Genomic DNA, 18,589 nt, shown 5'->3' with positions numbered 1-18,589 from the left:
GCGACGAGCCTGGGCATGCCTCAGCTCCCCGCCCCCGACTACCCGGCCGACGTACGGGCCCGGCTCGAAGCCGACGCCAAGGAGGTGATCGCCCGCTATCCCGGCTCGCGTTCGGCGCTGCTGCCGCTGCTGCACCTCGTACAGGCCGAGGAAGGGCACGTCACCCGGACCGGCATCCGCTTCTGCGCCGAACAGCTCGACCTGACCACCGCCGAGGTCACCGCGGTCGCGACCTTCTACACCATGTACCGCCGCCGGGCGAGCGGCGACTACCAGGTCGGGGTCTGCACCAACACGCTCTGCGCGGTCATGGGCGGCGACGCCATCTTCGACGAACTCAAGGAGCACCTCGGCGTCGGCAACGGCGAAACCACCGAGGACGGCGCCGTCACCCTCGAACACATCGAGTGCAACGCGGCCTGCGACTTCGCGCCCGTCGTGATGGTGAACTGGGAGTTCTTCGACAACCAGACGCCGCAGTCCGCCAAGCGGCTGGTCGACGACCTCCGGGCGGGACGCACCGTCGAGCCCACCCGGGGCGCGCCGCTGTGCACCTTCAAGGAGACGGCGCGGATGCTGGCCGGCTTCCCCGACCAGCGCCCGGGAGCCGTCGAGGCCACCGGCGGCGCGGGCCCCGCCTCGCTGGTCGGCCTGCGCCTGGCCAAGGGCGAACCCGTCACCGGACGCGGCACCGACCACGTCATCGCGCCGCGCGCCACCACGGACGGCACCCCGGACGCGCCGCGCGCCGATGAGCCGACCACGGGCGAACCGCCGTCCGGCCGCCCGGCCGAAGAGGCGCCGGGCGGGCACCCCAGCTCACACGACGCACCGCAGCAGACCTCGGCGTCCGACGTGGAGCACCCGTCCGGGCCCACAGCCGAGGAGGGGGAGTGATGACGGTGGCAGCCGAGATCAACGAGACCAGCCCGGAGAAGATCCTCGCGCCGGTCCTGTCCGCCTTCTGGGACCAGCCCGAATCCTGGACCCTGGAGACCTACCGGCGGCACGAGGGCTACGAGGGCATGCGCAAGGCCCTCGCCATGGCCCCTGACGACGTCATCGCGTACGTCAAGGACGCCGGACTGCGAGGCCGCGGCGGCGCAGGCTTCCCGACCGGCATGAAATGGCAGTTCATCCCGCAGGGCGACGGCAAACCGCACTATCTAGTTGTCAACGCCGACGAGTCGGAGCCCGGGACCTGCAAGGACATCCCGCTCCTCTTCGCGAACCCGCATTCCCTCATCGAGGGGATCGTCATCGCCGCTCACGCGATCCGGTCGAACCATGCCTTCATCTACCTGCGTGGTGAGGTCGTGCCCGTCCTGCGGCGGCTGCACGAGGCGGTGCGTGAGGCGTACGCGGCGGGCTTCCTCGGGAAGGACATCCTCGGGTCGGGCCTCGACCTGGACGTGATCGTGCACGCGGGCGCCGGCGCGTACATCTGCGGTGAGGAAACCGCGCTGCTCGACTCACTGGAGGGCCGTCGCGGACAGCCCAGGCTGCGTCCTCCCTTCCCCGCGGTGGCCGGCCTGTACGCCTGCCCCACTGTCGTGAACAACGTCGAATCCATCGCGTCGGTTCCCGCCATCATGAACAAGGGAAAAGACTGGTTCAGGTCGATGGGCAGCGAGAAGTCCCCGGGCTTCACGCTGTACTCGCTCAGCGGCCACGTCACCAACCCCGGCCAGTACGAAGCCCCGTTGGGCATCACGCTGCGCCAGCTGCTCGACATGAGCGGCGGCATCCGGCGCGGCCACCGGCTCAAGTTCTGGACGCCGGGCGGCTCCTCGACCCCGATGTTCACCGACGAGCACCTCGACGTACCGCTCGACTACGAAGGCGTCGGCGCGGCCGGCTCGATGCTCGGCACCAAGGCGCTCCAGTGCTTCGACGAGACCACCTGCGTCGTGCGCGCGGTCACCCGCTGGACCGAGTTCTACGCGCACGAGTCCTGCGGGAAGTGCACGCCCTGCCGCGAAGGCACGTACTGGCTGGTGCAGTTGCTGCGTGACATCGAGGCCGGCAAGGGCGTGATGGACGACCTCGACAAGCTGAACGACATCGCCGACAACATCAACGGCAAGTCCTTCTGCGCCCTCGGCGACGGCGCCGCCTCGCCGATCTTCTCCTCGCTGAAGTACTTCCGCGAGGAGTACGAGCAGCACATCACCGGCAAGGGCTGCCCCTTCGACCCCGCCAAGTCGACCGTCTGGGCCGACAACGACGCTCACCTGGGGGTGAATGCATGACCGTCACGACCAATGCTCCCAACGGGGGCGGCGAGGCGGCGAAACCGCCGGAGGACCTCGTCTCCCTGACGATCGACGGCATCGAGATCTCGGTCCCCAAGGGGACGCTGGTCATCCGCGCCGCCGAACTCCTCGGCATCGAGATCCCGCGCTTCTGCGACCACCCGCTGCTGGACCCGGCAGGCGCCTGCCGCCAGTGCATCGTCGAGGTCGAGGGCCAGCGCAAGCCGATGGCCTCCTGCACCATCACCTGCACCGACGGCATGGTCGTCAAGTCGCAGCTCACCTCCCCGGTGGCCAAGAAGGCCCAGCGCGGAGTGATGGAACTGCTGCTGATCAACCACCCGTTGGACTGCCCGGTCTGCGACAAGGGCGGCGAATGCCCGCTGCAGAACCAGGCGATGCAGGTCGGCGACCCGGACAGCCGCTTCGACGGCAAGAAGCGGACGTTCGAGAAGCCGGTGCCGATCTCCACCCAGGTCCTGCTGGACCGCGAGCGGTGCGTGCTGTGCGCGCGCTGCACCCGCTTCAGCAACCAGATCGCCGGCGACCCGATGATCGAGCTGCTCGAACGCGGCGCCCTCCAACAGGTCGGCACCGGTGAGGGCGACCCGTTCGAGTCGTACTTCTCCGGCAACACCATCCAGATCTGCCCCGTCGGCGCGCTCACCTCCGCCGCGTACCGCTTCCGCTCCCGCCCCTTCGACCTGGTGTCGTCGCCGAGCGTGTGCGAACACTGCGCGGGCGGCTGCGCGACCCGTACGGACCACCGGCGCGGCAAGGTGATGCGGCGGCTGGCCGCCGACGACCCCGAGGTCAACGAGGAGTGGATCTGCGACAAGGGCAGGTTCGGCTTCCGGTACGCGCAGCAGCGTGACCGGCTGGAGACCCCGCTGGTGCGCAACGCGGAGTCCGGCGCCCTGGAGCCGGCGAGCTGGCCCGAGGCCCTGGAGGCGGCGGCCCGCGGACTGGCGGCGGCCAAGGGGCGGGCCGGCGTGCTGACCGGCGGCCGGCTGACCGTCGAGGACGCGTACGCCTACGCCAAGTTCGCCCGGGTCGCCCTGGACACCCACGACATCGACTTCCGGGCCCGTGCGCACAGCGCGGAGGAGGCCGACTTCCTGGCGGCCCGGGTCGCGGGGCGCGGCCGTGATCTGGACGGCAGCGGGGTCACGTACTCCGCCCTGGAGAAGGCGCCCGCCGTCCTGCTCGCCGGGATCGAGGCGGAGGAGGAGGCGCCCGGCGTCTTCCTGCGGCTGCGCAAGGCGTACCGCAAGAGCGGCCAGCGCACCTACGGCCTGGCCACCCACGCCTCGCGGGGCCTGACCAAGGCGGGCGGCACCCTGCTGCCGGCCGCACCCGGCACCGAAACCGAATGGCTGGACGCGCTCGCGGGCGGCGTCGGCCTGGAGGGCGAGGGGCACGCGGCGGCCGAGGCGCTGCGGGCCGAGGGCGCCGTCATCGTCGTCGGCGAGCGGCTCGCGACGGTGCCGGGGGCGCTGACCGCGGCGGTCCGCGCCGCCACCGCCACCGGGGCCCGCCTGGTCTGGATCCCGCGGCGGGCCGGTGAACGCGGCGCCGTCGAGGCGGGCGCGCTGCCGGGTCTGCTGCCCGGTGGCCGGCCGGCCACCGACCCGAGGGCGCGCGACGAGGTCGCCGCCGTCTGGGGCGTGGCCCAGCTCCCGAACCGGCACGGCCGGGACACCGGCCAGATCATCGAGGCCGCGGCGACCGGCGAACTGAGCGCCCTCCTGGTGGGCGGCGTGGAACTCGCCGACCTGCCCGACCCGGCCCGCGCCAGGACGGCGCTCGACGAGGTCGGCTTCCTGGTCAGCCTGGAGCTGCGGCCGTCCGAAGTGACCGAACGGGCGGACGTGGTCCTCCCGGTGGCGGCCGTCGTGGAGAAGGCCGGCACCTTCCTCAACTGGGAGGGCAGGGCCCGGCTGTTCGAGGCCGCGCTCAAGCCGGACCAGATGACCCGCAGGCACCTGCTGCCGGACGCCCGGGTCCTGCACATGCTCGCCGATGCCCTCGACGTGCACCTGGCGCTGCCCGACGTCCAGTCCGTACGCCGTGAGCTGGACCGGCTCGGCGGCCGGAGCGGGCCGTACGCGCCTGAGCCCCTGGAGAGCGGGCAGCCGGTGCCCCGCCCGCAGACCGGCGAGGCGGTGCTCGCGGGGCACCGGCTGCTGCTGGACCGGGGGCGGCTCCAGGAGGGCGACGAGGCGCTGGCCGGCACCCGGCACGCGGCGGTGGCCCGGATGTCGCAGGCCACCGCCGAGGAGACCGGCGTCAAGGACGGCGACCTCCTGGCGGTCACCGGCCCCGCGGGCGCGGTCCAACTCCCGTTGCAGGTCACGCCGATGCCCGACCGGGTGGTGTGGCTGCCGCTCAACTCCGTGGGCGGCGGCGTGGCGGCCGACACCGGGGCGCTCCCCGGTGAACTGGTGAAGATCTCCGCCGTCCCCGGTGCGCCGGAGCCGGCCGAGGAGGTGGACGCATGATGCAGCAACTCGCCCTCACCGGCGGCGCGCTGGCGCAGGAAGACCTGTCGATGTTCGGCCGCGACCCGTGGTGGCTGATCGTCATCAAGGCGGTCTTCTGCTTCGCGTTCCTGATGGTGACGGTGCTGTTCTCGATCGTCTGGGAACGCAAGGTCGTCGCCTGGATGCAGCTGCGCATCGGCCCCAACCGGCACGGCCCCTGGGGCATGCTCCAGTCGCTCGCCGACGGCATCAAGCTGATGCTGAAGGAGGACCTGGTCGTCAAGCGGGCCGACAAGGCGGTCTACATCCTGGCGCCGGTCGTCGCCGCGATCCCCGCCTTCATGGCCATCGCGGTGATCCCCTTCGGGCCCGCCGACAACGAGATCTCGATCTTCGGCCAGCGCACCCCGATGCAGCTGACCGACCTGCCGATCGGCATCCTCTACATCCTGGCCACGGCCTCGGTGGGCATCTACGGCATCGTGCTGGCGGGCTGGTCGTCGGGATCGACGTACCCGCTGCTCGGCGGGCTCCGCTCGTGCGCCCAGATGATCTCCTACGAGATCGCGATGGGCATGTCGTTCGCCGCGGTCTTCCTCTACTCCGGGTCGATGTCGACCTCGACCATCGTGGAAGCGCAGCAGAGCAGGTGGTACGTGCTGCTGCTGCCGGTCTCCTTCATCATCTACATCGTCGCGATGGTGGGCGAGACCAACCGCGCGCCGTTCGACATGCCGGAGTCCGAGGGCGACCTCGTCGGCGGCTTCAACACCGAGTACTCGTCCATCAAGTTCGCGATGTTCATGCTCGCCGAGTACATCAACATGGTCACCGTGTCGGCGGTCGCGATCACCCTCTTCCTGGGCGGCTGGAAGGCACCCTGGCCCATCTCGACGTTCTGGGAGGGCGCGAACCACGGTTGGTGGCCGCTGCTCTGGTTCACCATCAAGGTCCAGCTGCTGCTGTTCTTCTTCATCTGGCTGCGCGGCACGCTGCCACGCGTGCGCTACGACCAGTTCATGAAGCTGGGCTGGAAGGTCCTCATCCCGGTCTCGCTCCTCTGGCTGATGCTGGTGGCGACCGTCCGCGCCCTCAAGAACGAGGGCTACGCCTTCCAGCAGATCGTCCTCTACGTCGCCGGGGCCGCGGTCGCCCTGCTGCTGATCTCCCTCGTCGTGGACTTCTTCCGGCGGGGCGAGAGGGAGGCGGAGCCGGCCGGTGAGGGCGACGGGGCCGACGGCGCGTTCGACCCGATGGCCGGCGGATTCCCCGTGCCGCCGCTGCCGGGACAGGAGTTGCCACCCGTGCCGCGCCGACGGCCGCGCCACGAACGCGAGTTGATTGTCAGTGGTGGGGTGGACACTGTCAGTGACGGAAATGGACTCGACGGAAAGGGGGGCGACGGTGCCTGAGTTCCAGAACCCTGTGGCCGGCTTCGGCGTGACCTTCAAGGCCATGTTCAAGAAGCGGCTGACCGAGCAGTACCCGGAGGAGAAGAAACCGACGGCGCCGCGTTTCCACGGCCGCCATCAGCTCAACCGCCATCCCGACGGGCTGGAGAAGTGCATCGGCTGCGAGCTGTGCGCCTGGGCCTGCCCGGCGGACGCGATCTACGTCGAGGGCGCGGACAACACCCCCGAGGAGCGCTACTCACCAGGGGAGCGCTACGGCCGCGTCTACCAGATCAACTACCTGCGCTGCATCCTGTGCGGCCTGTGCATCGAGGCGTGCCCGACCCGCGCCCTGACCATGACCAACGAGTACGAACTCGCCGACAGGTCACGCGAATCGCTCATCTACACCAAGGAAGAGCTGCTCGCGGGCCTGGAGGACACCATGGTCGACTCGCCGCACGCGATCTTCCCCGGGATGACGGAGAAGGACTACTACAAGGGCCTGGTCACCGAAGCCGCGCCCGGCACGGTCCGGCAGGTCGCGCACACCAAGGGCGAGATGCCCCAGGAGGCGGCCCACACGGCGGGGGACAACGAGCCCGCGTCGCCGGAGGTGATCGAACGATGAACTCCCTCGCCGCCGCGGCTTCCACGGGCGAGGCCGTGCAGTTCTGGATCCTGGGCACCGTCGCGGTCGTCGGCGCGCTGTGCACGATCCTGATGAAGCGGGCCGTGCACAGCGCGCTCTCGCTCGCCGGGACCATGATCGTCCTCGCGGTGTTCTACCTCGCCAACGGCGCGTACTTCCTCGGCGTCGTCCAGGTCGTCGTCTACACCGGCGCGATCATGATGCTGTTCCTGTTCGTCGTCATGCTGGTCGGCGTCACCGCGGCCGACTCGCTCAAGGAGACGCTCAAGGGCCAGCGCTGGCTGGCCGCCGGCCTCGGCATCGGCTTCGGCATCCTGCTCATCGCCGGGATCGGCAACGCCTCGCTCAAGGAGTTCAACGGCCTGGGCGAGGCCAACGCCGGAGGCAACGTCCAGGGCCTGGCCGCCCTCATCTTCACGAAGTACGTCTTCGCCTTCGAGATCACCGGAGCCCTGCTGATCACCGCCGCCGTCGGCGCGATGGTGCTCACCCACCGGGAGCGCACGGAACGCCCGGCGTCCCAGCGGGAGCAGTCCCAGGCGCGGGTCCGTGAAGGCAAGCAGGTGCCGCCGCTGCCCGCCCCCGGCGTCTACGCCCGGCACAACGCCGTGGACATCCCCGGCCTGCTGCCCGACGGCAGCCCGTCCGAGCTGACCGTCAATCCCACACTGCGCAGCCGCGGTCAGATCCGTGACGTCTCCGGGGAGTCGCTGGCCGGACTGAAGGCGCTGGAACAGCGGTCCACGCAATGGCTGGGCCGTGAGACGGAGAAACCCCCGGCCGCACAGTCACCCACGCCGGCCGAGCCGAAGGAGGAGGCCAGCACATGAACCCGGTCTACTACCTCTATCTCGCCGCCCTGTTGTTCACCATCGGCGCGGCCGGGGTGCTGATCAGGCGGAACGCCATCGTGGTGTTCATGTGCATCGAGCTGATGCTCAACGCCTGCAACCTCGCCTTCGTCACCTTCTCGCGGATGCACGGCAATCTCGACGGCCAGATCATCGCCTTCTTCACGATGGTCGTCGCCGCGGCCGAGGTCGTGGTCGGCCTGGCGATCATCGTGACGATCTTCCGCACCCGTCATACGGCCTCGGTCGACGACGCCAGCCTGATGAAGCTGTAAGGGGTCGCACAAAGTGGAGAACTTGATCGCGCTGCTTGTCGCGGCACCGCTGGTCGGTGCGGCCCTGCTGCTGTGCGGCGGAAAACGGCTCGACCGCGCAGGCCACTGGATCGGCACGCTCCTGGCGGTGGCCTCGTTCGCCGTCGCCGCGGTGCTCTTCGCCGACATGCTCGGCAAGAGTGCCGGGGACCGCGCCCTGCACCAGCACCTGTTCAGCTGGATCCCGGTCGGCGGCTTCCGCGCCGACCTCGCCTTCCAGCTCGACCAGCTGTCGATGACCTTCGTCCTGCTGATCACCGGTGTCGGATCGCTGATCCACATCTACTCGATCGGCTACATGGAGCACGACGAGCGGCGCCGCCGCTTCTTCGGCTACCTCAACCTCTTCCTCGCGGCGATGCTGCTGCTGGTGCTCGCCGACAACTACCTCCTGCTGTACGTCGGCTGGGAGGGTGTCGGCCTCGCCTCGTACCTCCTCATCGGGTTCTGGCAGCACAAGCCCAGCGCCGCCACCGCCGCCAAGAAGGCATTCCTCGTCAACCGCGTCGGTGACGTCGGCCTGTCCATCGCGATCATGCTGATGTTCACCACCTTCGGTACCTTCGCCTTCGGCCCGGTGCTCGCCTCGACCGGCGACACCGGCGAGGGCAAGCTCACCGCCATCGGCCTGATGCTGCTGCTGGCCGCCTGCGGCAAGTCCGCCCAGGTGCCGCTCCAGTCCTGGCTGGGCGACGCGATGGAGGGCCCGACCCCGGTCTCGGCCCTGATCCACGCCGCCACCATGGTCACCGCAGGCGTGTACCTCATCACCCGCTCCGGGGCGGTCTTCAACGCCGCGCCGGATGCCCAGATGGCCGTCGTCGTGGTCGGCGCCGTCACGCTCCTCTTCGGTGCGATCGTCGGTTGCGCCAAGGACGACATCAAGAAGGCGCTGGCCGGTTCGACGATGTCGCAGATCGGCTACATGATCCTGGCGGCCGGCCTCGGCCCGATCGGCTACGCCTTCGCGATCATGCACCTGGTCACCCACGGCTTCTTCAAGGCGGGGCTCTTCCTCGGCGCCGGATCCGTGATGCACGGCATGAACGACGAAGTGGACATGCGCCGTTACGGCGGTCTCCGCAGGTACATGCCGGTCACCTTCATCACTTTCGGCCTCGGGTACCTCGCGATCATCGGCTTCCCCGGTCTGTCCGGCTTCTTCTCCAAGGACAAGATCATCGAGGCGGCGTTCGCCAAGGGCGGTACCGAGGGCTGGATCCTCGGCGGAGCCGCCCTGCTGGGCGCCGCGATCACCGCGTTCTACATGACGCGCGTGATGCTGATGACGTTCTTCGGCGAGAAGCGCTGGGATCCGCAGGAGGTCCATCCGCACGAGTCGCCCCGGACCATGACGATCCCGATGATCGTGCTGGCCGTTGGATCGGTCTTCGCCGGTGGCCTGTTCAGCATCAACGACGCGTTCGTCAGCTGGCTGGAGCCGGTCACCTCCTTCGAGCACGGCCACTCACCGCTCAGCGCGACGGCCACCACCACCGCGACGATCGTGGTGCTGCTCGTCGGCGTGGGCCTCGCCTGGCTGATGTACGGCCGCAAGCCCGTCCCCGCCGTCGCCCCGCGCGGCTCGCTGCTCACCCGCGCCGCCCGCCGCGATCTCCTCCAGGACGACTTCAACCACGTCGTCCTGGTACGCGGCGGCGAACACCTCACCCGCACCCTGGTCTACCTCGACCACTCGCTGGTGGACGGCGCGGTCAACGGCACCGCGGCCACGATGGGCGGACTCTCCGGCCGGCTGCGCCGGTTGCAGAGCGGCTTCGTCCGCTCCTACGCAGTCCAGATGTTGGGCGGGGCGGCCGTGCTCGTCGCCGCGACCCTGCTGATGAGGGGTGTCTGAGCCATGTCGTTTCCCCTGCTGACGGCCACCGCGGTGGTGCCGGCGGTCGGTGCCGTCGCCACCGCCGCGCTGCCCGCGGCCAAGCGCACCGCCGCCAAGTGGGTGGCGCTGTCCTTCTCGCTGGTCACCTTCGTCCTGGCCCTCGTGATCGCGTTCCGCTTCACGCCAGGCGCCAAGGGCCCCTTCCAGCTGACCGAATCGCACGCCTGGATCGCCGACTTCGGCGTCCGCTACGAACTCGGCGTGGACGGCATCGCCGTCGCCCTGATCGCGCTCACCGCCCTGCTGATCCCGTTCGTCATCCTGGCGGGCTGGCACGACGCCGACCCCCTGGAGGAGGCGCGCCCCAACCGCCGCTGGCGCCCCACCCAGGGCTTCTTCGCGCTGATCCTCGCCGTCGAGGCGATGGTGGTCATCTCCTTCGAGGCCACCGACGTCTTCCTCTTCTACCTCTTCTTCGAAGCCATGCTGATCCCGATGTACTTCCTCATCGGCGGCTTCGGGGACGGCGCGGGGGAGCACGGCGAGGAGCAGGCCGCCACCCAACGGTCCTACGCCGCAGTGAAGTTCCTGCTCTACAACCTCGCCGGCGGACTGATCATGCTGGCCGCGGTCATCGGCCTCTACGCCGCCACCGCCGACCAAATCGGCGCGGGCACCTTCTCGTTGCCGCAGATCGTCGAGGCGCGGGCCGCGGGGAAGCTGGACTTCGGCGCCGGCACCGAACGCCTGCTCTTCCTCGGCTTCTTCTTCGCCTTCGCGGTGAAGGCGCCGCTGTGGCCGCTGCACACCTGGCTGCCCAACGCCATGGGCGAGTCGACGTCGCCGGTCGCCGTGCTGATCACCGCCGTCGTCGACAAGGTCGGCACGTTCGCGATGCTCCGCTTCTGCATCCAGCTCTTCCCCGAGGCCAGCAAGTGGGCCACCCCGGTCATCCTGGTCCTCGCCCTGATCAGCGTCCTCTACGGCGCGCTGCTCGCGGTCGGCCAGCGGGACATCAAGCGCCTGATCGCCTACGCCTCGATCTCGCACTTCGGCTTCATCATCCTGGGCATCTTCGCGATGACCTCCCAGGGCCAGGGCGGCGCCACCCTCTACATGGTCAACCACGGCATCTCGACCGCCGCGCTGATGCTGGTCGCCGGCTTCCTGATCAGCCGCCGCGGCTCGCGGCTGATCGCGGACTACGGCGGGGTGCAGAAGGTCGCCCCCGTCCTCGCCGGCACGTTCCTGATCGGCGGTCTGGCCACCCTCTCGCTGCCCGGCCTCGCCCCGTTCGTCAGCGAATTCCTGGTGCTGGTCGGCACGTTCAGCCGCTATCCGGTGATCGGCATCATCGCCACCGCCGGCATCGTCCTCGCCGCGCTCTACGTCCTCGTCCTCTACCAGCGGACGATGACCGGACCGGTGCGGACCGAGGTGCGGAAGATGCCGGACCTCCGGGTGCGGGAGCTGGTGGTGGTGGCTCCGCTGATCGCGCTGCTGCTCTTCCTCGGGGTGTACCCGAAGCCGCTGACCGACCTCGTCAACCCGGCGGTCGATCACACCCTCTCCGTCGTGGACAAGCAGGACCCCAAGCCCGACGTGCACGTGGATGCCACCACCGGCGGCAGCCGGCCCGGCCATGCCACGCACGGTGACGATGCGGAGGCCGCGAAGTGAGTTCCGTGGCAAGTGTCCACAGCCTGTGGACAATGGCGGCCGATACACCCGGCAAGATCCCGGGGCCGCACATCGAGTACGCCCAGCTCTCCCCGACGCTGATCGTCCTCGGCGCCGCGGTCCTCGGCATCGTCGTCGAGGCGTTCCTGCCGCGCCGCAGCCGCTATTACACCCAACTGCTGCTCTCCGTGGTGGCGCTGGCCGCCGCGTTCGCCGCGGTGATCGGCCTGGCGGCCGGCGGCTTCGGCACGACGAAGGCGCATGTCGCGGCGATGGGCGCAATCGCCGTCGACGGCCCCGCGCTCTTCCTCCAGGGCACCATTCTGCTGGTGTCGCTGGTCGCCGTGTTCACCTTCGCCGAGCGCAGGCTCGACCCGGCGTCGCACGGCAAGCGGGTCGACTCCTTCGCCGCGCAGGCCGCGGCGGTGCCCGGCGGCAAGGCCGAACAGGAAGCCGTCAAGGCCGGGTTCACCACCACCGAGGTCTTCCCGATCGTGCTGTTCGCGGTCGGCGGCATGCTCGTCTTCCCCGCGGCCAACGACCTGCTGACGCTCTTCATCGCCCTGGAGGTCTTCTCCCTCCCGCTCTACATCCTGTGCGCGCTGGCCCGCCGCCAGCGGCTGCTGTCGCAGGAAGCCGCGCTCAAGTACTTCCTGCTCGGTGCGTTCTCCTCGGCGTTCCTCCTGTTCGGCATCGCCCTGCTGTACGGCTACGCCGGGACGGTCACCTACGCCGGTATCGCCGAGGTCGTCGCCGACGGCGCCAAGCAGATCGACCCGGCGCTGGCCGGCACGATGGGCAACGACGCGCTGCTGCTGATCGGCGGTGCGCTGGTGCTGATGGGCCTGCTGTTCAAGGTCGGCGCCGTCCCGTTCCACATGTGGACGCCGGACGTCTACCAGGGCGCGCCCACCCCGGTCACCGGCTTCATGGCTGCGGCCACCAAGGTCGCGGCTTTTGGAGCGCTGCTGCGGTTGTTGTACGTGGTGCTGCCGGGGCTGCGGTGGGACTGGCGGCCGTTGATGTGGGGCGTCGCGATCGTCACCATGCTGGGCGGTGCGATCGTGGCCATCACCCAGACCGACATCAAGCGGCTGCTGGCCTACTCCTCCATCGCGCACGCCGGCTTCATCCTGGCCGGTGTCCTCGCCACCAGTGAGGACGGCATCTCCTCGGTGCTCTTCTACCTCGCCGCGTACTCCTTCGTGACGCTCGGCGCCTTCGCCGTCGTCACCCTGGTACGGGACGCCGGGGGCGAGGCGACGCACCTGTCCAAGTGGGCGGGGCTCGGGCGGCGTTCGCCGCTGGTGGCCGCGGTGTTCGCGATCTTCCTGCTGGCCTTCGCGGGCATCCCGCTGACCTCCGGTTTCGCCGGAAAGTTCGCGGTGTTCAAGGCCGCGGCGCAGAGCGGTGCCGGCTGGCTGGTCGTCATCGGTGTGCTCTCGTCGGCGATCGCCGCGTTCTTCTACATCCGGGTGATCGTGCTGATGTTCTTCAGCGAGCCGAAGGCCGAAGGACCGACGGTCGCGGTGCCCAGCCCGCTGACGACGACGGCCATCGCGGTCGGCGTCGCCGTCACCGTCGTACTCGGCCTGGCGCCGCAGTACTTCCTCGATCTGGCGGGCCAGGCGAGCGTCTTCGTCCGCTGACCCCGGCGCGACCCGGGGCCCCGACCGATACGCGAACGGCCGCTGCCCGGCACCTGTGAAAGGGGTGCCGGGCAGCGGCCGTTCGTGCGTCGGCCCGTGCTCTCAGCTGCCGTTGGGCACGCCGCTGGGAAGCTCCGGCAGGTCGGGGATCTTCACCTTGCCGTCGGTCGACCGGGTGTACTTCTCGGTGGGGCCGCTCTTCCAGTCGACGGTGAGGGACGTGCCGTCGGAGCTGGGCTTGAGCGTGCCCATGGTGCGGGTGTCGTCCCCGGTGGTGCACTTGAGCGCGGCCATGGCCATGCCGCCCATCTTCTCGACCTTGCCCAGGCAGGCCGTCTTGTGGCCCTGGCTGAGCGCCACCGTCCCCTTGGAGACGACCAGGATCAGCGGGTCGTCCCCGGCCTTCGTCTGCCACGCGCCGTCGAGGGAACCGCCGTCGGCGGGCTTGCCCGCGTCGTCCGGCGCCGTGGGAGCCGTCGTCTCCGGCTGCTTGCCCTCCTTGTTCCCGGAGTTGCTGCCGCCGCTGTCGCCGCAGCCGCTGAGCAGCATCGCGACGAGGGCGGTCGCTCCGGCGATCTGCACTGCCTTGCGCACGTACGTCTCCTCGGTCGGTGGTGGAACAGGAGGACGTGAGGCTAGCAGCCGGCCGGTCCCCGGGAGGCAGCGGCGAGAGACGTCGCCTCCGCCCCGGTCTCCCGGTACTGCTGCGCGTGCGGCAGGCTGCCGGACGCTACTTGTCGGCGCCGACCGGGCTCACGGTGATGTCCGGGGCGGAGTCGGAGGCAGCAATGTTGATGTGGAGTGCCAAGGTGCGGGAGTGGGTCTCGTTGGGCGGGGTGACCACCGTGCTGGTGAAGGTCAGGCCGCTGCCGCCCGAGTGGTTCGGCGGGAAGCGCAGCGTGAACCGGGTGTCCTGCCCCGTCCGCAACGTCACGCGCGGCGCGGCGGACGAGGTGCGCTTCGCGCTGAGGCCGCCGTCCTGCGTCCTGAGGTCGACACCGGGGAAGCCCTGCAGCGAACACGTCGCGGCGCCCGTGTTCTTGAGATGGATCAGAACCTGCCCCTCGGCCTTCCCGTCGGAGAAGCTCATCTTCAGGTGTGAGGTCTTGCAGCCAAGGGGTGCCGACTGCCGTGGCGCGTTCGCCCCGGCCTCCGGCTTCGTCGCCTTCGCGGAATCGGCTCCGGAAGCCGGCTTCTTGGCCGGGGCCGGTGTCTCCGGCGAGCCCGAGGCCGACTCCTTCGGTGCGGCCGAAGCCGACGTCGATTCCTTGGGCGAAGCCGAGGGCGATCCGCTCCCGGGCGTCGCAGTGCCGCCGTCCGCCGCGCTCTGTGAGGAAGCCGCGCTCGCGCCCGAAGACGCGTCATTGCTGCTGCCGCCGTCGCAGGCCGTGAGCGAGAGACCGGCCGCGACCACAGCCACGGCGAGGGCCGGCATTTTCTGAACGCGCATCGCTATTCCTCCACTCAAGGGTGCCGCCCCTGCCACCCACCCCCAAGCCTCACCAGCCTCAAGAGCGTCACGAGCAAGCTTTTTGATCATGCGAACAGCGACGCTACGGCCCTGCGTTCCGCTTGCAAACCCCTGCATACGTGTCCGTTGCACAGAGGTGGGAGATCCGTGACTCGACGACAGCCCCGCACAGCAGCGCGCACGCTAAGGGAGTGGGACGGCGGCTGCGGGCCGCCGTCCCACCACGCTTACGTGGTCATCCCCACCGCGATGCGGCTGCGGCTGCGGCTGCGGCTCCGGCGACTGCCCGCCGGACGGTCTTCAGCCGGCGGACGGGGTGCGAGGGGCGCGCCGCATGGCCCACAGCGTCGGGCCGCCGCCCGGCAGTTGCATCTCCCCGAGCACGGTGAAGCCGAAGTGCTCGTAGAGGGGGAGGTTGGACGGCTTGGAGGACTCCAGGTAGACGGGCAGGCCCGCCGCGTCGGCCTGGGCCAGCCCCGAGCGCAGCAGGGCGGACCCGTGCCCCTGGCCCCGGGCGGCCGGGTCGGCGCCGATCACGGCCAGGTACCAGTGCGCTTCCCCCGGTGTGTGCTCGGCCGCGGCCTCGACAGCATCGCGGAACAGCGGGGCCCGGTCGCCGAGGATGTCCTGGAGTTCCTGGATGGTCTCGGCGTCGGGAACGGCCTTCGCTTGCCCCTCGGGCGGCACCCAGAAGGAGGCTGCCGCGTCGGTGCGCTCGCACACGCCGTGGTGCACATACTGCCGGGTGAAGAGCGTGGTGAAGTAACGGCCCAGCCCCGCCTCGCGAGAGGAGCCTTCAGGGAAGAACCAGCGCATCATCGGGTCGTCGTCGAACGCGCGGGCCAGCGCGCGGCTGACCATCTGGGCGTCGTCGAGCGTTGCCCTCTTTGAGATGTTAGTTATCGGCACGCGGTCATTGTGCACCCCTGATGATCTCGGCCGGTCGGCGGGCGGCTCACTCGCGGTGGGCCAAATGCGCGGCCCGGCAAGGGAGTCACCCGAAACGGCCCAGCGCCCGCACCTCGCATGCGCCCCGCACACCGCTTCTCCGGCCGCCGCGGGCAGAGCCAGGTGAGCGGCCGGCCGTCCGAGCGCGCCCAACGCCGCGTGGGCACACCCTTGGTGCCCTTCGCCGGCCCCGCAGCAGGACCGGCGCGCTGCCGGCGCCCCGCCGTGCACCGGCAGCGGATCGAGCGCGCCCGGCGGCCCGTTCACGCCCCCGAGGACGTGTCCCGCGCGGGCAGGATCCGGCCGGTGACCTCGCCCAGGCCGATCCGGGCGCCCTCCGGGCCCGGCGCCCAGGCGGTGAGGGTGACTTCGTCGCCGTCCTGGAGGTACGGCCCCTTGCCCTGGGTGAGTTCGAGCAGGCAGCCGAGCTGGTCGGGTTCGGGGCCGGAGACCGTACCGGACGCGAAGAGATCGCCGGTGCGCAACGAGGCGCCGTTGACGGTCATATGGGCCAGCTGCTGGGCGGCGGTCCAGTACATGGTGGAGAACGGCGGGCGGGAGACCGTCTCGTCGTTGATGCGCACCTCGATGCGCAGGTCGATGCCGCCCGGTTCGGCCGCCGTGTCGTCGAGGTACGGCAGTACCGGCAGGTCGCGGGCGGGCGGGGCGGTACGGGCGTGGTCCAGGGCGTCGAGCGGGGTGATCCAGGCGGAGACGGACGTCGCGAAGGACTTGCCGAGGAACGGGCCGAGCGGGACGTACTCCCATGCCTGGATGTCCCGCGCGGACCAGTCGTTGAGCAGGCAGACACCGAAGACGTGGTCGCGGAAAGCGCCCAGGGCGACCGGTTCGTGCAGCGCCGACGGGGTGCCGACCACGAAGCCGACCTCCGCCTCGATGTCGAGCCGGGTGGAAGGCCCGTACGAGGGAACGGCGTCCGTGGGCGCCTTCCGCTGGCCGTTGGGGCGCACCACCGGCGTGCCGCTGACCAGGACGGTGCCGGCCCGGCCGTGGTAACCGATCGGCAGATGCTTCCAGTTGGGGGGCAGTGCGGCGGCGTCCGGGCGGAAGATCTTGCCGACGTTGGTGGCGTGATGCTCGCTGGCGTAGAAGTCGACGTAGTCGGCGACCTCGAACGGGAGGTGCAGCGTCACCTCTTCCAGCGGATGCAGCAGGGGCGCGATCGCACTGCGGTGCGCGGGGGCGGTGACCGCGGTCCGCACGGCCGCGCGGACCTCCTGCCACACCGAACGTCCCGCGGCCAGCAGCGGGTTGAGCGTCGGCGCGGCGAGCACGTCGGCGTGTTCGGGCCGTACCGCGTCGGGCAGCGCACTCAGGTCCAGGACATGCCGGCCGTACCGGACACCGATCCTGCGCAACGCGGGTGCCGCGGCGGTGCTGAAGACGCCGTAGGGGAGGGTGTGCGGGCCGAAGGGATCGCCTTCCGCCAGGTCGAACGGGCTCTGCTCGGTCATGACAGCTCCTCGCGTTCTTCGTAGCCGGTGGGCCGACGGGCCGGTGGGCCCCCGCCGCACAGAGTACGACCGCCCCGCCACCCCACGTGCGGCCTGTGGAAAACCCCCGTCCGCACCCGTGCCGCGCCCTCCGCCGACGCCGGTCGCACGCGCAGCGGGGAAGCCGTCCGCGAGGATGGCCGAAGCGAAGGATGGCTGAAGTGAAGGATGGCCGGAGTGAAGGATGGCCGAAGGGCACGTGGCTCTCGTGGGTGACGCGGTGGCCCTCGCGGGTGTCGGGTTTTCCGGTCACGGGAGTGGCTCCTGGGGGCGCAGGTGCTGCTGTTCATCCGCCGTCCCCCTAGCAAAACCTTCACAAAGGGTGATCAAGAACATACCGGGCGGAGGGTCGGCCGACTTCCGAGGTGGTTCGGGGGACGGGCGCTCACGGTGATCGAACTGGGACCGGATACGCTGGCCAACGGTGGAGACAGCGACAGATCGACAATCCGTTTGATCGTCAGCAGACAGGAGTACCCCTCGTGACCGTCGTCGGGCCCTTCGGGCTGAGCGTGCGGGACCAGGCTCTTGAGGCCGATGTCCAGGCCGGGTTGGCGGCTGTCGAGGAGGGCCTGCTGGAGGCCACCAAAAGCGACGTGCCGTTCATCACCGAGTCCGCGCAGCACCTCGTCCGTGCAGGAGGCAAGCGGTTCCGGCCGCTGCTGGTGATGCTGGCCGCCCAATTCGGTGATCCGTACACCCCAGGCGTGGTGCCGTCGGCCGTGGTCGTGGAGCTGACGCATCTGGCGACGCTCTACCACGACGACGTGATGGACGAGGCGGACGTGCGCCGCGGGGTGGCCAGCGCCAACGCCCGCTGGGGCAACTCCCTCGCCGTCCTCACCGGCGACTTCCTCTTCGCCCGCGCCTCGCACATCCTGGCCGACCTCGGGCCCGACGCGGTCCGGATCCAGGCCGAGGCGTTCGAGCGCCTGGTGACCGGCCAGATCCTGGAGACCGCGGGCCCGCGCGACGGCCGCGACCCCATCGACCACTACCTGGACGTCCTCGCGGGCAAGACCGGCTCGCTGGTCGCCGTCGCCTGCCGCTTCGGCGCGATGATGTCGGGCGCCGACGAGTCGACGGTCAGCATCCTCACCCAGTACGGCGAGCGGCTCGGCACCGCCTTCCAGCTGGCCGACGACGTCCTGGACATCGCCAGCGACTCGCACGAATCGGGCAAGACCCCCGGTACGGACCTGCGCGAGGGCATCCCGACGCTGCCGGTGCTGCACCTGCGGGCCCGCGCCGAGAGCGAGGCGGGCACCGCCGACGACCGCGCGCTGTGCGAGCTGCTGGCCGGCGACCTCACCGACGACGCGCGGCACGCCGACGCCCTGGCGCGGCTGCGCGCCCACCCGGCGCTGGAACAGGCCCGCCGGGACACCGTGCGCTACGCCGAGGAGGCCCGCGCCGCGCTGGCGCCGCTGCCGGACTGCATGGCCAAGACCGCGCTGGAAAGCCTGTGCGACGCGGTGGTGCACCGCGCCGGATGAGCGGCGGCGCCCGGAGCTGACCGTTCCGGGCCGGCACCCTCCATC

At 70.4% G+C, this 18,589-nt stretch carries 16 protein-coding genes; 12 read left to right on the top strand and 4 right to left on the bottom strand.

Going from position 1 to position 18,589, the window contains the following annotated elements; translation table 11 throughout:
• The first annotated feature begins 15 nt into the window (after nucleotides 1-15).
• The 10 genes from nuoE to nuoN are packed head-to-tail and all read left to right on the top strand — an operon-like array spanning nucleotide 16 to nucleotide 13,115.
• Nucleotides 16-897 carry an NADH-quinone oxidoreductase subunit NuoE gene (gene nuoE, locus ACIBK8_RS11955; protein ID WP_399041677.1) on the top strand — a complete coding sequence of 294 codons (882 nt, stop codon included), beginning with the start codon at nucleotides 16-18 and terminating at the stop codon, nucleotides 895-897.
• Nucleotides 897-2,252, top strand: coding sequence for an NADH-quinone oxidoreductase subunit NuoF (gene nuoF / locus ACIBK8_RS11950; protein ID WP_399041569.1), 1,356 nt, complete (start codon nucleotides 897-899; stop codon nucleotides 2,250-2,252). Before nuoE ends, nuoF begins: the two co-directional genes overlap by 1 nt.
• Nucleotides 2,249-4,756: an NADH-quinone oxidoreductase subunit G gene (locus tag ACIBK8_RS11945; RefSeq protein WP_399041568.1), complete on the top strand. Its 2,508-nt coding sequence runs from the start codon at nucleotides 2,249-2,251 to the stop codon at nucleotides 4,754-4,756. The genes nuoF and ACIBK8_RS11945 overlap by 4 nt, the downstream gene beginning before the upstream one ends.
• Complete coding sequence (gene nuoH / locus ACIBK8_RS11940) at nucleotides 4,753-6,150, top strand: NADH-quinone oxidoreductase subunit NuoH (protein ID WP_393683711.1); 1,398 nt, start codon at nucleotides 4,753-4,755, stop codon at nucleotides 6,148-6,150. Before ACIBK8_RS11945 ends, nuoH begins: the two co-directional genes overlap by 4 nt.
• The gene (nuoI, locus tag ACIBK8_RS11935; RefSeq protein ID WP_393683710.1) at nucleotides 6,116-6,760 is read left to right on the top strand and encodes an NADH-quinone oxidoreductase subunit NuoI; all 645 of its coding nucleotides are present in this window, start codon (nucleotides 6,116-6,118) and stop codon (nucleotides 6,758-6,760) included. Before nuoH ends, nuoI begins: the two co-directional genes overlap by 35 nt.
• Nucleotides 6,757-7,611, top strand: coding sequence for an NADH-quinone oxidoreductase subunit J (locus tag ACIBK8_RS11930; protein WP_399041567.1), 855 nt, complete (start codon nucleotides 6,757-6,759; stop codon nucleotides 7,609-7,611). The genes nuoI and ACIBK8_RS11930 overlap by 4 nt, the downstream gene beginning before the upstream one ends.
• On the top strand, nucleotides 7,608-7,907 hold the full coding sequence (nuoK, locus tag ACIBK8_RS11925; RefSeq protein ID WP_227046425.1) for an NADH-quinone oxidoreductase subunit NuoK: 300 nt from the start codon (nucleotides 7,608-7,610) through the stop codon (nucleotides 7,905-7,907). The genes ACIBK8_RS11930 and nuoK overlap by 4 nt, the downstream gene beginning before the upstream one ends.
• Before the next feature lie 13 nt (nucleotides 7,908-7,920).
• On the top strand, nucleotides 7,921-9,804 hold the full coding sequence (nuoL, locus tag ACIBK8_RS11920) for an NADH-quinone oxidoreductase subunit L (protein WP_399041566.1): 1,884 nt from the start codon (nucleotides 7,921-7,923) through the stop codon (nucleotides 9,802-9,804).
• 3 nt (nucleotides 9,805-9,807) lie between these two features.
• Nucleotides 9,808-11,466, top strand: a complete 1,659-nt coding sequence (locus ACIBK8_RS11915) for an NADH-quinone oxidoreductase subunit M (protein ID WP_399041565.1) — start codon at nucleotides 9,808-9,810, stop codon at nucleotides 11,464-11,466.
• 32 nt (nucleotides 11,467-11,498) lie between these two features.
• Nucleotides 11,499-13,115: an NADH-quinone oxidoreductase subunit NuoN gene (nuoN, locus tag ACIBK8_RS11910; RefSeq protein WP_399041564.1), complete on the top strand. Its 1,617-nt coding sequence runs from the start codon at nucleotides 11,499-11,501 to the stop codon at nucleotides 13,113-13,115.
• 102 nt (nucleotides 13,116-13,217) lie between these two features.
• Here the strand turns inward: nuoN and ACIBK8_RS11905 are convergent, their stop codons facing one another.
• Both ACIBK8_RS11905 and ACIBK8_RS11900 read right to left on the bottom strand, forming a co-directional pair.
• Nucleotides 13,218-13,709 (bottom strand): hypothetical protein, encoded by a 492-nt coding sequence (locus ACIBK8_RS11905; RefSeq protein ID WP_399041563.1) that lies wholly within the window; start codon nucleotides 13,707-13,709, stop codon nucleotides 13,218-13,220.
• A 136-nt stretch (nucleotides 13,710-13,845) separates the two neighbouring features.
• On the bottom strand, nucleotides 13,846-14,205 hold the full coding sequence (locus ACIBK8_RS11900; RefSeq protein ID WP_399041562.1) for a DUF4232 domain-containing protein: 360 nt from the start codon (nucleotides 14,203-14,205) through the stop codon (nucleotides 13,846-13,848).
• Nucleotides 14,206-14,221: 16 nt separating this feature from the next.
• Here ACIBK8_RS11900 and ACIBK8_RS11895 point away from each other — a divergent pair, with 16 nt between their 5' ends.
• The gene (locus ACIBK8_RS11895) at nucleotides 14,222-14,557 is read left to right on the top strand and encodes a hypothetical protein (RefSeq protein ID WP_399041561.1); all 336 of its coding nucleotides are present in this window, start codon (nucleotides 14,222-14,224) and stop codon (nucleotides 14,555-14,557) included.
• A 329-nt stretch (nucleotides 14,558-14,886) separates the two neighbouring features.
• On the opposite strand, the gene ACIBK8_RS11890 is transcribed toward ACIBK8_RS11895, so the two are convergent.
• Nucleotides 14,887-15,447, bottom strand: a complete 561-nt coding sequence (locus ACIBK8_RS11890) for a GNAT family N-acetyltransferase (protein WP_399041675.1) — start codon at nucleotides 15,445-15,447, stop codon at nucleotides 14,887-14,889.
• Between the two features lie 350 nt (nucleotides 15,448-15,797).
• Nucleotides 15,798-17,009, bottom strand: coding sequence for a fumarylacetoacetase (gene fahA / locus ACIBK8_RS11885; RefSeq protein WP_399041560.1), 1,212 nt, complete (start codon nucleotides 17,007-17,009; stop codon nucleotides 15,798-15,800).
• A gap of 521 nt (nucleotides 17,010-17,530) precedes the next feature.
• Here fahA and ACIBK8_RS11880 point away from each other — a divergent pair.
• A complete protein-coding gene (locus ACIBK8_RS11880) occupies nucleotides 17,531-18,544 on the top strand; it encodes a polyprenyl synthetase family protein (protein WP_399041559.1) in 1,014 nt (337 codons plus the stop codon).
• Nucleotides 18,545-18,589 lie beyond the last annotated feature (45 nt).

Source organism: Streptomyces sp. NPDC050161 (genome assembly GCF_044460025.1).
In the GTDB taxonomy this organism is placed as follows: Bacteria; Actinomycetota; Actinomycetes; order Streptomycetales; family Streptomycetaceae; genus Streptomyces.
The sequence above is the reverse complement of the archived record's forward strand: the minus strand, read 5'-3'. Positions and strand labels throughout refer to the sequence as shown.

What these genes read in the sequence shown, in the direction of transcription:
- nuoE (WP_399041677.1), top strand. Translation starts at nt 16, where the DNA reads ATGCCTCAGCTCCCCGCCCCCGACTACCCGGCCGACGTACGGGCCCGG.
- nuoF (WP_399041569.1), top strand. Translation starts at nt 897, where the DNA reads ATGACGGTGGCAGCCGAGATCAACGAGACCAGCCCGGAGAAGATCCTC.
- ACIBK8_RS11945 (WP_399041568.1), top strand. Translation starts at nt 2,249, where the DNA reads ATGACCGTCACGACCAATGCTCCCAACGGGGGCGGCGAGGCGGCGAAA.
- nuoH (WP_393683711.1), top strand. Translation starts at nt 4,753, where the DNA reads ATGATGCAGCAACTCGCCCTCACCGGCGGCGCGCTGGCGCAGGAAGAC.
- nuoI (WP_393683710.1), top strand. Translation starts at nt 6,116, where the DNA reads ATGGACTCGACGGAAAGGGGGGCGACGGTGCCTGAGTTCCAGAACCCT.
- ACIBK8_RS11930 (WP_399041567.1), top strand. Translation starts at nt 6,757, where the DNA reads ATGAACTCCCTCGCCGCCGCGGCTTCCACGGGCGAGGCCGTGCAGTTC.
- nuoK (WP_227046425.1), top strand. Translation starts at nt 7,608, where the DNA reads ATGAACCCGGTCTACTACCTCTATCTCGCCGCCCTGTTGTTCACCATC.
- ACIBK8_RS11915 (WP_399041565.1), top strand. Translation starts at nt 9,808, where the DNA reads ATGTCGTTTCCCCTGCTGACGGCCACCGCGGTGGTGCCGGCGGTCGGT.
- nuoN (WP_399041564.1), top strand. Translation starts at nt 11,499, where the DNA reads ATGGCGGCCGATACACCCGGCAAGATCCCGGGGCCGCACATCGAGTAC.
- ACIBK8_RS11900 (WP_399041562.1), bottom strand. Translation starts at nt 14,205, where the DNA reads ATGAGCTTCTCCGACGGGAAGGCCGAGGGGCAGGTTCTGATCCATCTC.
- ACIBK8_RS11890 (WP_399041675.1), bottom strand. Translation starts at nt 15,447, where the DNA reads ATGGTCAGCCGCGCGCTGGCCCGCGCGTTCGACGACGACCCGATGATG.
- fahA (WP_399041560.1), bottom strand. Translation starts at nt 17,009, where the DNA reads ATGACCGAGCAGAGCCCGTTCGACCTGGCGGAAGGCGATCCCTTCGGC.